Annotated in this window: 16 protein-coding genes; 9 read left to right on the top strand and 7 right to left on the bottom strand. The window is 68.6% G+C overall.

Annotated elements, in window-relative coordinates; genetic code table 11:
• Nucleotides 1–39: 39 nt before the first annotated feature.
• Genes MX571_RS01720 through MX571_RS01710 form a run of 3 tightly spaced genes read right to left on the bottom strand, consistent with a single transcriptional unit; the run spans nt 40 to nt 2,706 of the window.
• The gene (locus MX571_RS01720) at nt 40–894 is read right to left on the bottom strand and encodes an ABC transporter permease subunit (RefSeq protein ID WP_247413867.1); all 855 of its coding nucleotides are present in this window, start codon (nt 892–894) and stop codon (nt 40–42) included.
• Complete coding sequence (locus MX571_RS01715) at nt 891–1,679, bottom strand: ABC transporter permease subunit (RefSeq protein ID WP_247413866.1); 789 nt, start codon at nt 1,677–1,679, stop codon at nt 891–893. The genes MX571_RS01720 and MX571_RS01715 overlap by 4 nt, the downstream gene beginning before the upstream one ends.
• Nucleotides 1,672–2,706 (bottom strand): ABC transporter ATP-binding protein, encoded by a 1,035-nt coding sequence (locus MX571_RS01710; protein ID WP_247413865.1) that lies wholly within the window; start codon nt 2,704–2,706, stop codon nt 1,672–1,674. The genes MX571_RS01715 and MX571_RS01710 overlap by 8 nt, the downstream gene beginning before the upstream one ends.
• A 342-nt stretch (nt 2,707–3,048) precedes the next feature.
• On the opposite strand from MX571_RS01710, the gene MX571_RS01705 reads away from it, so the two are divergent.
• The 8 genes from MX571_RS01705 (at nt 3,049) to MX571_RS01670 (ending at nt 11,708) form a co-directional block, all read left to right on the top strand.
• Nucleotides 3,049–3,468, top strand: a complete 420-nt coding sequence (locus MX571_RS01705) for a DUF7575 domain-containing protein (protein ID WP_247413864.1) — start codon at nt 3,049–3,051, stop codon at nt 3,466–3,468.
• Nucleotides 3,465–4,073, top strand: a complete 609-nt coding sequence (locus tag MX571_RS01700) for a TetR/AcrR family transcriptional regulator (protein WP_247413863.1) — start codon at nt 3,465–3,467, stop codon at nt 4,071–4,073. Before MX571_RS01705 ends, MX571_RS01700 begins: the two co-directional genes overlap by 4 nt.
• Nucleotides 4,070–5,530 (top strand): MATE family efflux transporter, encoded by a 1,461-nt coding sequence (locus MX571_RS01695; protein ID WP_247413862.1) that lies wholly within the window; start codon nt 4,070–4,072, stop codon nt 5,528–5,530. Before MX571_RS01700 ends, MX571_RS01695 begins: the two co-directional genes overlap by 4 nt.
• Before the next feature lie 285 nt (nt 5,531–5,815).
• Entirely contained in the window at nt 5,816–8,812 is a 2,997-nt protein-coding gene (locus tag MX571_RS01690) for an MMPL family transporter (RefSeq protein WP_247413861.1), read from the top strand.
• Nucleotides 8,813–9,607 (top strand): TrmB family transcriptional regulator, encoded by a 795-nt coding sequence (locus tag MX571_RS01685; protein ID WP_247413860.1) that lies wholly within the window; start codon nt 8,813–8,815, stop codon nt 9,605–9,607.
• A 590-nt stretch (nt 9,608–10,197) separates the two neighbouring features.
• Nucleotides 10,198–10,698 (top strand): YciE/YciF ferroxidase family protein, encoded by a 501-nt coding sequence (locus MX571_RS01680; protein WP_247413859.1) that lies wholly within the window; start codon nt 10,198–10,200, stop codon nt 10,696–10,698.
• A 270-nt stretch (nt 10,699–10,968) separates the two neighbouring features.
• On the top strand, nt 10,969–11,244 hold the full coding sequence (locus MX571_RS01675) for a hypothetical protein (RefSeq protein WP_247413858.1): 276 nt from the start codon (nt 10,969–10,971) through the stop codon (nt 11,242–11,244).
• A complete protein-coding gene (locus MX571_RS01670) occupies nt 11,241–11,708 on the top strand; it encodes a hypothetical protein (protein WP_247413857.1) in 468 nt (155 codons plus the stop codon). Before MX571_RS01675 ends, MX571_RS01670 begins: the two co-directional genes overlap by 4 nt.
• 66 nt (nt 11,709–11,774) lie before the next feature.
• On the opposite strand, the gene MX571_RS01665 is transcribed toward MX571_RS01670, so the two are convergent.
• The 4 genes from MX571_RS01665 to MX571_RS01650 form a co-directional block, all read right to left on the bottom strand.
• Nucleotides 11,775–11,954 carry a hypothetical protein gene (locus MX571_RS01665; RefSeq protein ID WP_247413856.1) on the bottom strand — a complete coding sequence of 60 codons (180 nt, stop codon included), beginning with the start codon at nt 11,952–11,954 and terminating at the stop codon, nt 11,775–11,777.
• A complete protein-coding gene (locus MX571_RS01660) occupies nt 11,955–12,467 on the bottom strand; it encodes a DUF2243 domain-containing protein (protein WP_247413855.1) in 513 nt (170 codons plus the stop codon). It lies immediately after the preceding gene.
• Between the two features lie 96 nt (nt 12,468–12,563).
• Complete coding sequence (locus tag MX571_RS01655) at nt 12,564–14,096, bottom strand: FAD-dependent oxidoreductase (protein ID WP_247413854.1); 1,533 nt, start codon at nt 14,094–14,096, stop codon at nt 12,564–12,566.
• Complete coding sequence (locus MX571_RS01650) at nt 14,089–14,655, bottom strand: DUF6684 family protein (protein ID WP_247413853.1); 567 nt, start codon at nt 14,653–14,655, stop codon at nt 14,089–14,091. The genes MX571_RS01655 and MX571_RS01650 overlap by 8 nt, the downstream gene beginning before the upstream one ends.
• A 176-nt stretch (nt 14,656–14,831) precedes the next feature.
• On the opposite strand from MX571_RS01650, the gene MX571_RS01645 reads away from it, so the two are divergent.
• A complete protein-coding gene (locus tag MX571_RS01645) occupies nt 14,832–15,047 on the top strand; it encodes a hypothetical protein (RefSeq protein ID WP_247413852.1) in 216 nt (71 codons plus the stop codon).
• The last annotated feature ends 93 nt before the right edge of the window (nt 15,048–15,140 follow it).

Here is a 15,140-nt window from a genome sequence, read left to right as displayed (position 1 = left end):
CCTCCGGCCCCGGCGTGCTTTCGCCTGACGGTTCGCCGGTCACAGATCACTCCGCTCGAACGCGGTTCGGCTCGCGACGAGGACCACCGCGGCGACGGCCAGCAGGAGCGCCGTCCCGAGGAGGTCGACCGACCCGTCGACGAGAATCTCGGTCGGTTCGAAGTAGCGCATCGGCGAGGCGTTGCCGAGCCACTCGAAGTCGCTGCCGACGACGACCGACTCGACGAGCCACCCCGCGAACACGAGGCCGAGCGCGAGTCGTCCGGCCCGTCGCCCGCCGCGGACGAGGACGCCGAGGAACAGCCCCACGGCGGCCCAGCACAGCAGGAAGGGAATCGACAGGACGTGCAGCGTCACGAGGTCGACGAACGACAGCGGGTCGTCGACGACGACGGACCCGACGTACAGCACGACCGGCACGACGACGTTGAGGACGACGATGGGCACCAGCAGCGCGGCGTACTTCCCGAGCAGGACGCTCGTCCGGGAGATGGGCGCCGCCAGCAGCGTGTCCATCCGGTCGTCACGGAGCGCCCCGGCGACGCTCCCGGCGGCGCTGTAGGCGACGTACCCGCTCAGACCGACGAGCCAGGCGATGCTGTAGAACTCGCCGAGGATGCCCTCGAACGACCCGATGTGCTCCAGTCCGAACAGCGCGGTCATCGCCGGGGGGAGCTGTTCGACGAACGCCTGGAGCTCCTCGCCGCCGGTCAACTGCGGACCGATCCAGACGAACATGGCCGCGTACAGGCCGAGTACGGCGGCGACGACCGCGGTGACGCGGAGGCGTCGCTCCGCCTCGAACCGGAACACGTCGCGGGCGCTCGCGGTGTGGCGCTCGCGGCGGTCGGCGCGTTCGACGTCGTCGACCGACCCGGTGGCGGCGTCGCTCATCGGACGTCCACCCGCCGGAACCAGACGCCGCTCGCAGCCAGCAGGGCGACGGCGACCCCGAGCAGGACCACCGCCCCGACGAGGTCGTACTCGCTCGCGGTGAGGATGGCGACCGGGTCGTAGTAGCGCATCGGGGCGACGGCGCTCAGCCAGTCGAGGTCCGTCCCGGCCGTGACCGAGTCGAGGAGGAACGTCCCCACCAGCAGGCCGACGGCGACCCCTTCCGCGACGAACCGCCGGGGGGCGACGACCGACGCGAGCATCCCCAGCCCCCCACAGAACAGGAGGTAGGGAATCGACAGCGCGTGGACGGCCACGAGGTCGGCTGCCGGGACGGGGTAGTCGACGAGCGACGTCCCGAGGGCGACGACGGCCAGTACGACGACGTTGACGACGACGACGGGCACCAGCAGCGAGAGGAACTTCTCGACGACGACCTGCCCGCGCGAGACGGGCGCGGCGAGTATCGTGTCCATCCGGCCGTCGTCGACGTCGCCAGCGACGCTCCCGGCGGCGCTGTACGCGAGGTACGCGCCGAGTCCGAGCACCCACGCGAACTGGTACAGTTCCAGCGCGAGGTAGCCCTCGATGGTCCCGATGAGCTCCAGATTGAACGCCTCGACGAGCTGTGGCGGGTACTGCTCGACGAGCGCGGCGAGGTCGATGTCCCCGAGGAGGCTCGGGGCCATCAGTATCATCAGCGCCGCGTACGCCGACAGGCCGAGGGCGAGGACGACCGACCCGGACAGTCGTCGCTCCGCGTCGTAGCGGGCGGTCTCAAGCATCGGGGGTCCCCGTCTCGGTATTCGCCCGGCCGGACTCGACGCGTTCGACGACCGCCTCGGCGTCGTCCTCGCCGTAGAAGCGCATGAAGACGTCCTCCAGCGGCGCTTCCTCGATGGCGAGGTCACGCAGGTCGTACTCCAGCAGGTGGCGGAGCAGCGGTTCGTACGCGCCGGTGTAGGTGAACGACACCGTCGTCTCCTCGTCGGACCAGTCGTCGTCTCCTGCGCTGGCGTCGCTCACGCCTGCGTGGTCGGCGCCCGCCTCAGTCGGCACGTCGCCGTCGCCGCCGACCGTCACGTCGTGTGCGCCGTCGATGTCGAACTCCGCGGCGGTGACCGACCCGCCGACGCTGGCGCGGACGGTCTTGCCGGTGCGGTCGATGAGCGAGTCGACGTCCTCCAGTTCGACCAGCAGGCCGTCACGGACGATGCCGATGCGGTCACAGACCTTCCGGACCTCGCCGAGGATGTGCGAGGAGAAGAAGAACGTCTTCCCGCGCGCCTGCTCGGCCCGGACGAACTCCAGGAACCGCTCCTGCTTCAGCGGGTCGAGCCCCGAGGTGGGTTCGTCCATGACGACCAGGTCCGGGTCGTGCATGAACGCGATGACGATGGCCAGCATCTGCTTGTTCCCGCGCGAGTACTCGCCGACCTTCCGGTCGAGCGGCGGGTCGAACAGTTCCAGCAGGTCCTCGCTGCGCACGTCGCCACGCAGGGCGCCGTGGTACTCGACGAGTCGTCGGCCCGTCACGCCCTCGTCGAACCCCGGTTCGCTCGGGAGGTAGCCGACGCGTGCGCGGGCCGCCTGCAGCGCCGACGCGTCGCGGATGTCCGCACCGAGGACGCTGGCGGTCCCGTCGGTGGGCGACAGGAACCCCATCAGGGTCCGGATGGTCGTCGTCTTCCCGGCACCGTTCGGGCCGAGGAAGCCGAACACCTCGCCCTCCTCGACGGTGAACGAGAGGTCCTCGACACCACGGACGTCGCCGTAGTACTTGGTCAGCCCCTCGGTCTGGATAACTGGCATGTACGACACTCTCTCTGACGGACGTTGAATCTATGAATCTATCAGTTTTTCGTTTTCACAGACGTGGGTCCCCTCGTCGGTCGGTACATCGTCTGAGTCCCGACCTGCTGGCGGAATCGGTTCTGGGGCCAACTGTCGCGTCGTTCTCGTCTGGTGGTCGAGGGGACGACCGAGTCGTCTGACTGAACGGTCGGTCGACGACGCTGGTCCCTCCGCTCATCTTCTCCCCACCGTCATCGATAGGCGACGAAGACGCCGGCTCCCGTCGTCCTACGGTGGACGACCTCCCCCGAACCCCGTCGGAACACAAGTCTTTTATCTGACTGAACGTTCAGTCAGAGTATGAACGACAGGTCCACGACCGGACGACCGTGGCTCGCCGTCGCGCTCAGCGTGGCGGTCTCGGGGCTCGGTCACCTCTACCTGCGCCGGTGGCTCCGCGCCGTCGCGTGGCTCGGTATCACTGCCGGAGCGACGCTCGTCGTCCCGCAGGCCGCCCTCGACGCGGCCGCCGCCGGCGAGGCGTTCGACGTCGTCGCGCTCGCGCCCATCTTCTTCGTCGGGGCGCTCTGTGCGCTCGACGCGTACCTCATCGCCCAGTACCAGCAGTTCCGGTCGCGCGCCGAACCGACCGCCGGTGGGGAGTTGACCCACTGTCCGAACTGCGGCGGCGAACTGGAGGCGGACCTCGGCTTCTGTCACTGGTGTACCACCGAGTTCGACGAGTTCCGCGTCGCGCGGCCCGCGGAGGGGGAGCGATGAACGCCGACCAGTCGGGCGAGGAACCACCGACTACCGAGGAACGCATCATGGAGGCGACGTTCCGGGCGCTGCTGAAACACGGATACAACGACCTCTCCATCGCCAACATCGCCGACGAGTTCGAGATGAGCAAGTCGTCGCTGTACTACCACTACGACTCGAAGGACGACCTGCTCGTCGCCTTCCTCGGGTTCGCCAGCGACCGGTTCGAGGAGGCCGTCCTCTCGACGCCCGAGGACGACCCGATGGCCAACCTCGAACACATCGTCGAGAAACTGCTCCCCATCCAGTTGAACGAGGAGCAGGAGGCCATCGGGACGGTGATGAGCGAACTCCGCTCGGAGGCCGTGACGAACGAGGCGTTCCGCGAGCAGTTCACCGAGATGGACGACCTGCTGGTCGACACCGTCCGCGACATCGTCGAACGCGGCGTCGAGGACGGGTCGTTCCGGGAGGTCGACCCCACCCGCGTCGCCGAACACGTCGTCGCGACGGTGAACGGTGCGCGCGCCTCCCGGACGACGACGAACCGTGACCAGGCCCCCGCCGCCGTCCGCGTCTCGCTCGCGTCGTACCTCGACAGCACGCTCCGGGGGCGACAGTGAGCGGGCGCGACGTCGACGTCACCGGCGGCGACCTGCTGAAACCGCTCGTCGTGCTGGCGCTGCCCATCGTCCTCGCCCAGCTGCTCCAGGTCGGCTACAACGTCGCCGACACGTTCTGGGTCGGCCGACTCGGCCAGGAGGCGGTGTCGGCGCTGTCGTACTCCTTCCCCGTCGTCTTCCTGATGATATCGGTCGCCGGCGGGTTCACCGTCGCCGGGACGGTGCTCGTCGCCCAGAACAAGGGCGCGGGCAACGACGACCGGGTGAACTACGTCGCGGGGCAGACCATCGCGTTCGTCTTCCTCGTCGCGGCGGGGTTCTCCGTGCTCGGCTACGTCCTGAGCCCGTGGCTGATGTCGCTCGTCGGCGCGTCGCCGGGGTCCCTCGAGTACGCCCTCGCCGTCGAGTACACGCGGACCATCTTCGTCGGCATCGTGTTCATGTTCGGCTTCTTCGTCTTCCAGGCGCTCCTCCAGGGCTGGGGCGACACCCGGACGCCGCTCTACCTGATGGCGCTCAGCGTCGCGCTGAACGTGTTCCTCGACCCGTTCCTCGTGCTCGGGTTCGAGGGGAACGTCCTCCTCACGTCGCTCGGTCTGGACGGTCTCCAGACGTGGCTGTTCGACCTCACCGGGTTCGCCGGGTTCGGCGTCCAGGGGGCGGCCATCGCCACCGTGTTCTCGCGGGGCGTCGCCACGGTGCTGGCGATGGCGTGGCTGTTCTCCGGCGCGGTGGGCATCCACCTCTCGGTCGACGACCTGCGACTCGACCCCGAGATGGTCAAGCGCATCGTCTCGCTGGGCGCCCCAGCGAGCGTCGAGCAGTCCACGCGAGCGCTCGGCATCATGGTGCTGACCGCGCTGGTCGCGTTCGCGGGCGACGACGCCGTCGCCGCGCTCGGCATCGGGAACCGCATCAACTCGCTCGTCTTCCTCCCGGCGCTCGGCCTCGCGCGCGGGACGGAGACGGTGGTCGGGCAGAACCTCGGCACCGGCCAGGCCGACCGCGCGAAACGCGCCGTCGGCTACAGTTCGGCCATCATCGCCGTCGTGCTCGCGCTCCTCGGCGTCGTCGCCTACGCGTTCGCCGAACCCATCACGGCGGTGTTCATCCCCGGCGCGCCCGACGTCATCGCCATCGGTGCGGACTACCTCCGCATCATCGGCCCGACGTTCCTGTTCATCGGCGTGTTTCAGGTCGTCCAGGGCGGGTTCCGCGGGAGCGGGTCGACCCGGACCGCGATGGCGTTCGCCATCGTCTCGCTGTGGGTGTTCCGCCTCCCGCTCGCCTACGCGTTCCTCCGGTGGTTCGACATGGGCGCGACCGGCGTCTGGTACGCCGTCGCTGCGTCGAACGTCCTCAGCATGCTCGCCGCGACGGCGTGGTTCCTCCGCGGCCGGTGGGCGGAGGGCGTGGTCGACGACTCGCCGCCGACCGTCGCGGCGACCGACGACTGAGGCTTCCGGGAGAACTGCGTCTTCTGCGAGGATGGGTCCCGCGAGGACCGGGTCCCGAAGAGACCGAGGGACCAGCGGACCGCTGTATCGCACGACCGTCTCCCGACTGCCGACACCGATATCACGGAATCGGGGCGTTCTGGCCCGTGTGGTGGTCGTTCTGACTCGCCGGACCCCTCGACCAGTTCCGATGTATTCATATATCTCTACTTGTTAGTAGCGACCGAACAACAACGCTGTCAGTATGATACTACACAATTATTCGCCGACGTGTGAGGTGCTTCCGTGAGCCGCTTCGACCGGTTCGTCGACGCGGTGGCCGGACACACCCGCATCGCCATCGCGGTGATGCTCGTGTTGACCGTCGTCCTCGGCGCGGGTGCCGGGATGATCGAGCAGTCGTCGTCGCTCGACCAGTTCCAGAGCGACTCCCCCGAGTCTCAGAAGCTCACCTACATCCAGGGCAACTTCTCGACCGGCGCGGAGAACACGACGTCGGTACAGCTCATCGCGAGGGACGACAACGTCCTCGACAAGGAGTCGATGGTCGGCATCCTCGAACTCGAACAGCGGCTCCAGACCAACGAGACCATCGAGGGGACGCTGGTGGAGAACGACTCCATCGTCGGCCTCCCGAACATCGTGGCGACGACCGCCATGCAACAGCAGGTCGGCGGCGAACTCCAGCGCACGAACGCGGAGTTCCAGCAGCTCAACGCCACCGTCTCCCAGGAGCGCGCGGCCCTCCAGAACCGCAGCGACACGCTCAACGCGACCGCGGCGGACCTCCAGCGCGCACTGGGGATGCTCCAGCAGAACCCGAACGCCTCCGTCGAGGCGGCGTTCGAGCAGGTGCGCTCGAACACGAGCGTCGAACTCGACCAGGAGGACTACGGGACGTTCCAGCAGGCCGCACAGGGCGTCCGCAACGCCCAGAACCAGTCGCAGGTCGAACAGGCCTACCAGCTGGGGACCCAGGGCGTGCTCCGCGACCAGTACAGTGACCTGCAGGAGCGCGGTGAGGAGCTCCAGGCGCAGGGTGAACGCCTCCGCGAACTCGGCGGCGAACTCCAGACGCTGAACGGGGAGCTCCAGAACGCGTCGAACGCCACGCTCGACGAGCAGCTCGAACAGCTCCAGTCGATGAACCAGTCACAGATCGACGGCGTCCTCTCGCTGCTGCTCGGCGAGAACGGCGGCGACGGCGGTAGCTCGGCCGTGCTGGCGCTCGTGCCGACGGACTTCGACAGGGGGACGACCGAGGCGGAGGCGACGATGGTCGTCGTCACGCAGACCACCGACGGCCAGTCGAGCGCCCCGACCGGCGAGACGAGCGACGCCATCTCGAACTCCCAGCTGGCGATGCAGGACATCGCCACCGAGAACGACTGGAGCGTCGACGAGGTGCTCGTCTTCGGCTCCGGCATCATCGGCGAGGAGATCACCCAGTCGATGACCGACAGCCTCGCCATCGTCGGGCCGCTCGCGCTGCTGTTCGTCCTGCTGGCGCTCATCGTCGCCTACCGCGACGTGCTCGACATCGTGCTCGGCCTGCTCGGCATCTTCACCGTGCTCATCTGGACGTTCGGGTTCATGGGCTGGGCCGACATCGCGTTCAACCAGCTGTTCGTCGCGGTGCCCGTCCTGCTCATCGGCCTCTCTATCGACTACGCCATCCACGTGTTCATGCGCCACCGCGAGGAGCGCAACGAGCACGGCTCGGCGGGCGTCCGCGAGTCGATGCGCATCGCCCTGACGGGCGTCGGCATCGCGCTCGTCTGGGTGACGGCGACGACGGTCATCGGGTTCCTCTCGAACCTGACGAGTCCGCTCCCACCCATCCAGGAGTTCGGCGTCGTCAGCGCGTTCGGTATCACCGCCGCCCTGCTCGTGTTCGGCATCCTCATCCCGGCCATCAAGATCGAGGTCGACGGCTTCCTCGAAGGCCGGGGCTGGGACCGCACGAAGAGCGCGTTCGGGACCGGCGGCGGCCGGTTCTCCTCGGTGCTCGCCGCCGGGTCGACCGCCGCCCGGAAGGCGCCGTTCGTCGTCATCCTCGTCGCACTGCTCATCAGTGCCGGTGGCGCGTACGGCGCGTCGCAGGTCGACACGTCGTTCAACCAGGAGGACTTCATCGCGGACAGTCCGCCCCAGTGGACGTACGACCTCCCCGAACCGTTCAAGCCGAGTCAGTACTCCGCGAAGGACAACCTCGACTACGTCAACGAGAACTTCGTCCGGCAGGACTCGCAGTCACAGATACTCGTCGAGAGTGGCGGGACGAGCGTCGCCAGCGCCGAGGCCATGCAGAAGCTCGGTGACGCCGAGGAGCGCGCCGCCTCCAGCGGCGTGGTCGTCGTCCTCTCGAACGACGAGGCAGAGATTCGCAGTCCGCTGTCGGTGATGGAGTCCGTCGCCGCCAGCAACGAGACGTTCAACGCGACGTTCACCGCCGCGGACACCGACGGCGACGGCGTCCCCGACCAGAACGTCGGCGAGGTGTTCGACACGCTGTTCCAGGTCGCGCCCGACCAGGCGGCGGGCGTCATCTCTCAGACCGAGGACGGCGAGTACGAGGCCGTCCGGATGGTCGTCTCCACGAAGGGGTCGGCGTCGATGGACGCCGTCACCGAGGAGATGCGCGCCATCGCGAGCGACGTCGACGTCGACGGCCTGACCGCGACCGCGACCGGTCAGACCATCCTGTTCAAGATCGTCTCCGACCAGTTGCTCCAGACGGTCGTCGAGAGCCTCATCATCACGCTGGTCGCGACGTTCGCCTTCCTGATGCTCACCTACCGCATCACGGAGGGGAGCGCGACGCTCGGGGCGGTCACCCTGCTCCCCGTCGCGCTCAGCGTCTCGTGGATTCTCGGGACGATGTACCTGATGGACATCCCGTTCAACATCCTGACGGGGATGATCACCAGCCTCACGGTGGGGCTGGGGGTCGCCTACTCCATCCACCTCTCCGAGCGGTTCAACCAGGAACTCGAACGGACGGGCGACCTCTGGGAGTCGATGCGCCGTGCCGTCACCGGGACGGGAGGCGCACTGCTCGGCAGCGCCGCGACGACGGTCGGCGGGTTCGGCGTGCTCGCGTTCGCCATCCTCCCGCCGCTCCGCCAGTTCGGCATCATCACGGGGCTGACCATCATCTACGCGTTCCTCGCGAGCGTGCTGGTGCTCCCGAGTCTGCTCGTCGTCTGGTATCGCTACCTCGGCCCGGGACGGTCGACCACCGCCGGTGGGAAGACGACGTCGACCACCGCGGAGGACTAGATGGGTGACTCGACGATGGACGAGTCGGACGCCCTCGACGCCCTCGAACGCCTCGGGTTGACGAGCTACGAGGGGAAGGTGCTGGTCGGCCTCCAGAAACTGGGGACGGCCACGGCGAGCGAGATCGCTCGCGTCACCGACGTGCCGCGCTCGCAGGTGTACGGCACCGCCGACTCCCTCGAAGAGCGAGGGCTGCTGGAGGTGCAGAACGCCTCGCCGACGCGCTTCCGTGCGGTCGACCTCGACGAGGCGATGGCCCGCCTCTCCGAGCGCTTCGAGCGCGAACGCCGCCGCGCGACCGAGTACCTCCGCGAGGTCCAGGGGTCGCTCGCCAGCGACACCGACGAACACCGACCCGACATCTGGGTGACGCGCGGAACCGAGAACGTCACGCACCGGGTCGAGGACCTGCTCGGCGACGCCGAGGAGCGGGTCCTGCTCGCCGCGAGCGACCCGGCGCTGCTCCCGCCGTCGCTCGTCGCGACGCTCGAGTCGCTCGTCGAGCGAGGCGTGAGCGTCGTCGGGATGAGCGAGAACCCGGCCGTCCTCGAACGGTTCAGCGACATCGAGGGCGTCCAGTCCGTCCGCGTCACCGAAGAGCGGTTCCACGACCCCGAGTCGAACCGGATGCTCATCGTGGACGGTCACACCCTGCTCATCGGGATGCTCGACGCGACGGCGAGTCCGAACGACGAGAGCGCGATGTGGAGCGCGAACACGCGCTTCGCGACGATGCTCGCACGCATCATCGAGAGCAAGACGGAGCAGTTCACCGACGAGTACGACGGGGACTGACCCGGACCGGTCCGCCCTCGACCCTCCCGCAGTCGAGCAGTTCTCCATTTCGCAAGGCGTGAGTGTATGTGTCAAGGCGAGTGACCTCTCGGTATCGAGTCGCCCCGACCGGGCCACGCCACCGGAGGGGGCTTCGGTCACCGTCCGGCGACTCGACACCAGAGACATGCCCAAACGCACATTCGTCAGATGCGTCGACTGCAGACGCCGGTCGTCAGCGGTCGTTCACGACGACGGCAGTATCATGCTCCCGACGGCAGACGAGAACTGTCGTTGTGGTAGTACCGAGTTCATCGAACTCGACGGGATGATGACGACTCCCTGACCCCGGTTCGAGTACGGACGCCCCGGGGACGCTCACCGGTTCGTGGGGCGCACGCGACGAGGGGTCGCGTGCGCCCCAACGCCGGTCGTTTTCTCTCTCACTCTCCTGCCGACGAGCGTCTCGGCCGTCGCTCTCGTGGGGAGCGTCGCCGAACGGTCGGTGACGCAGAGTACCGACAGTGGCGAACAGTCCGCCCCGACTGCACTGGCCTGAACAAGCCCGGTACTTACTGAAACTGCAGGAGTCCGTTCGGATGGAGAAAACGATGAGTGTAAACAGTCTAGACGACCTGTTCGTCGCCGGCCTTAAAGAGGCGTACTACACGGAGAACCAGCTGCTCGACGCGCTCGAGGAGCTCTCCTCGGGAACGAGCGACGAGGAGATCAGCAACGCGTTCTCGGAGCACCGAGAGGAGACCGAGCAGCACGTCCAGCGACTCGAAGACGTCTTCGACGAGATCGGCGAGTCGCCCGAGGAGAAGGAGGACAACGCGGTGAAGGGGCTCATCCAGGACCACGAGGAGTTCACGAGCCAGGACCCCGACCAGCAGATCCTCGACCGGTTCAACGTCGCCGCCGGGCAGAAGTCCGAGCACTACGAGATCGCGCTCTACGGCAACCTCACGCCGATGGCGCAGGACCTCGGCCTGGACGACGTCGCCGACACGCTGGAGGAGACGCTCCGCGAGGAGCAGGAAGCGCTCGAAGAGCTCTCGCAGATGGGCGAGCAGTTCGACGAGCAGGCGGAGACGACGGACCTGGCGTAACTCCGTAGTCCGACTCCTCACGACACATCTATTTTTACAGGTGGCCGAGTCCCAGTCGATACCAACGACCACCAGCAGGGTCCGGTCTCTCGCGCTCGACCACTGTCTGCTGGCGAACTGAACCTCGGCCACGCCCGCACGTCACCGCGCCTCTCCACCGTCGGTGAGGGCGGCGGGTGTCGTCGGCGACGGACGCGCCGCGTCGGGTCGTATAACCACGCGGCCACTGCTGGCAGGCGGTTCTTGCTCGGCTCCCTCGAACCGGCGTCCATGGTCGAGACGCCATCAGTGGACGACGTGGAACGGACCGAGGAGTTCTACCACGTCCGGTTCCGTGACCCCGACGAGTTCGACGAGATACGGACGCCCGACTGGGCGCGGTCGCCCGCCGAGTCGGTCGTCCAGGGGAGCGAGGTCCGGACGGGCCACCGGGAGGGCGGCGACGACTGGGTCGTCCAGAGCGTCCTCCTCCCGACCGACGCCGTCGACGACGAGGCCGAAGCGCGCGACCGGGCGACCGAGATCACGTCGAAGATAGACGAGTGAACCGGGACCACACCGGTTCGTCGGCCGACGACCGCCAGTCGAGATTCCGTGCGGGCGGCGTCGGCGGCGCGATGGCGACGCTCGTGATGACGCTGTTCCGGGAACCGGCCGCCCGGTCGCTCCCGCCGACGGCGCACTTCCTCAGTCGCTGGCTCGGCGGGTCGCCCGAGGACTACCCGCTATCGGCGCTCGCCGTGCACCTGCTCTACGGCGTCGGTGGCGGCATCGGGTTCGGGTTCGCGTGGCGGTGGCTCGAACCGCGGGAGGAGCATCCGGAGACGGTCGGACTGGTCGCCGGCGCACTGTACGGCCTCGCGCTCTCGGTGTTCGGCGAACGGGTCGTCCTGCCGTACCTCGTCGGGATGGAACTGGAGGGCGACGAGTCGGTCGTGTTCCACGCGGGCCACCTCGTCTACGGCCTCACGCTCGGCGTCTGGGTCGGGTCGCGGGCCGGGCAGTCGTAGCGACCGCGTCTCGGACCGGACGGACGCGACCGTTCGCGTCGCCCGTGTCGTCCGCGTCTTCTGCCTTCAGTTACCGTCCACGGCCACGAGCAGTCGGTCGATACCGGCCACGAGCCCCGCGACGAGGCCCCACAGTGCCACCACGGCGACGGCGAGGACGAGCACGTGTGGCTGGCCGCCCGTCGCGCCGCCGTGGAGGGGTGCGAGCGCGAGGAACGGTGCGAGCACTCCTGGGGGTGGCGCCATTCAGGTCGCCTCGTCGGTGGCGTCGCGCCCCGGAGTGCTCGTTCGGTAGATGTACGCCCCGACGGCGACGATGAGGAGGCTGACGACGGCCCAGTGCAGGTCGTACCGCCCACCCTGCCCGACGGCGTGGTGGAGGCCGAGCAGCATGTGGTCGACGACCACGTCGAACAGGTCGAACAGGCCGAGCCCGACGACGGCCGCTCCAGCGACGGGTCGTATCGCGAGCGGGACGCTCGTCCGTCGCTCTGCCTGCCAGACGAGCCCCGCGCCGACGCTCGCGATGACGACCATCGCGAGCGAGAACAGGCCGTCGGCGAGGATGTTCGTCCGCAGACCGTCCATCGTGGACGGGGAGTAGACGGCCGAGACGAGGTGGTGCCACTGCAGGACGTGGTGTAGTAACAGCACGTCGACGAGACCGCTGAACCCGAACCCGAACGTTCCGGCTCCGAGCAGCGCCCGCGTCGTTGTACTCCGCGTCGACCGTCCGGGAGCGTCGTTCCGTGTCGTCATTCGTGACGGGATTGTACCGTCCGACCAATACGCGGTAAGCTGGCACGTGCAACCCCACGACGCGACGACTCGACGGCCCTACCGGTCGCGCCGCCCTCACTCCGGGGAGCGGTCCTCCGAGGGCTCCGTCGGGAGGTCCTCGGTCGCCGGGCCGTCGAGGACGCGGCCGTCGACCGCGAACCGGGAGCCGTGACACGGGCAGTCCCACGAGCGCTCGCCGTCGTTCCACTGGACGAGACAGCCCATGTGGGGACAGACGGCGTCGACGACGTGGTCCTCGCCGTCCTCGTCGCGGTAGACGCCGAGGACGTCGGTGCCGCGCCGACGGACGGTCGCCTCGTCGCGTCCGAGGCGGTCCCCGGTCGTCGCGAGGCCCTCGGCCCAGTCGCCGACGAACCGCCGCGCCACGTTGGCGCTCTCCGCCGAGAGCTCCCGGACCGACGACAGGACCGTCACCCGGAGCGGGTCGAACGCGTCCGCCCACTCCTCGGGGCGGTCGAGAATCGTGCCCGCTATCGACAGGCCGGCGGCGGTGCCGTTCGACATCCCCCAGCCACCGAACCCGGTGGCGGCGTAGACGTTCGACGCGAACGCGCCGAGTCGGCCCACGTAGGGGATGCCGTCGACGGAGACGTAGTCCTGCGTCGACCAGCGGTAGACGACGTCCTCGACGTCGAACCGCTCGCGGGCCGCCGATTCGAGGCGGCGGTACCGGTCGCGGGTGCGCCCGCCCTGTCCCGTCTTGTGGTTCTGGCCGCCGACGAGCGTCAGCGTCTCGCCGTCTACCTCGGCGGTCCGCGTCGAGCGGTAGGTCTCGCCGGGCCAGTAGTACATCCCGTCGGTCGGCGGGTCGTCCGCGCGCACCGCGAGGACGTACGAGCGCTTGGGGTACTGGCGGGCGAAGTAGCCCGCCCGGTCGAGCAGCGGGAAGTGCGTCGCGAGGACGACGTCGCTGGCGGTGACGCTCCCGGACTCGGTCTCGACGCGACAGGGGGCGCCACCGTCGACGTCGGTCACGCGCGTCCCCTCGAACAGATGCCCGCCCGCGTCGACGAACGCGTCGGCCAGGGCGAGCAGGTAGCGCTGTGGGTCGAACTGCAACTGGTCGGCGAACCTGACGCCAGCGACGGCGTCGGCCGGACCGTCCTCGACCAGCGTGGCAGGGAGACCAGCACGCTGTGAGGCCCTGACCTCCCGACGGACGGTCGGAATCTCCGCCGTCGCGTCGGTCATCGCGAACGCCGGCTGACGTTCGAGGCGGCAGTCGACGTCGAACGATTCGACGCGGTCGGCGACGAACTGGACCGCTCGCTGGTTGGCCAGACCGTACTTGCGCGCGGTCTCGGAGCCGTGTCGCCGTTCGAGCGTGGCGTACTGGAACCCGTGTTGCGACGTCACCTTCGCGGTGCTGCGGCCGGTGACGCCCCCGCCGACGCGGTCCCGTTCGAGGAGGACGACGTCGCGGCCGCCCTCCGCCAGCAGTGTGGCTGTCGTCAGGCCAGCGATGCCGCCACCGACGACGACGCTCTCGGTGGTCGCGTCGCCGTCGAGCGAGTCGTAGGTCGTCTCCGGTGCGTTCGCCAGCCACGGCGACGCGTGACGGCCGGGGAGGCCGTCAGCGTCACTCATCCGTCGACCGTTCGCTCTCGTCCCCGCTGCGCTCGTCGGCTGCCGAGTCGTCCGTGGCTTCGGCGTCTGGTCCGTCCGTCGACGCCGGTTCGCCGCCGTCGTCCGCCGGCGTCACCGCCGACTCGACGGTGTCGTCGTCGGACCGCGCGTCGGGTGCCGAGTCCGCGGTCGTTCCGTCGGTCGCACTCCGGGACTCGTCGACCTGTCCGTCGCTCACCGAGCTGCCGGACTGCCCCTCGCCGCCCGTCGCCGGGGCCTGCTCCTCGCCCGCCGTCGAACGGGCCTCCAGCCCCTGCCCCTCGTTCGACCGCTCCTCCAGTTTCTTCTCGTCGCGGGCGATGACCTTCGCGGCGACGTAGGTCAACAGCGCGAGCAGGACTAGCGGGAAGATGGTGAGGAAGTGGCTCACGCCCGCGATGAACAGGTTCGGCGGGAACGGCGTGAACACCAGGAAGAGGACGACGAAGAACACGAGTATCCCCATCGGGATGAGGTTGACCGTGATGTCGAGTAGCGTCTCGCGGTCGATGTCCGTCCCGGTCGGAACGAGCCGTCCCATACCCTGTCTCACACCGCGACCCCGGTTAGTGATGTTGCTGGCAGACGACGACCGCCCTGTCTCCGAACCGCGCGCTGCCGCTCGCCGACCCTGCAGTCGAAAGCCGTCGACACGTATGGACGTACCGTCTTCGTACCCGTAGAGCCGTCCGACCGTCGGACGGAGGTGGTCAACGAATGGAGATACCGAGCCTCATCACGATCCAGGGCGCGTACGACTACTTCATGGTGCTACTGCTGCTCATCGCGCTGTTCTTCGCGGCGTACATCGCCGCGGCCTACCTGGGGTTCCTGCCCGGCCCGTCGGAACTCGTGCCGGAACTGGTCGCGTCGCCGCTCGCCACGTCCGCAGTCGCCGCGTCGTTCGCACCGACCGCCGTGACCGCCGGGTAGCCGTCACGGCTCCGGTCGTCGTGTGCCACAGGTCGTGTGCGTCGGTCGTCGTCCGTCGAACCTCGAACGTGGTCCGTCGAACGGGCCCCTCGG

This window comes from Halomarina salina (assembly GCF_023074835.1).
Lineage (GTDB): Archaea > Halobacteriota > Halobacteria > Halobacteriales > Haloarculaceae > Halomarina > Halomarina salina.
Note: the sequence above shows the minus strand (reverse complement) of the source record. Positions and strands in the feature narration are given on the sequence as shown.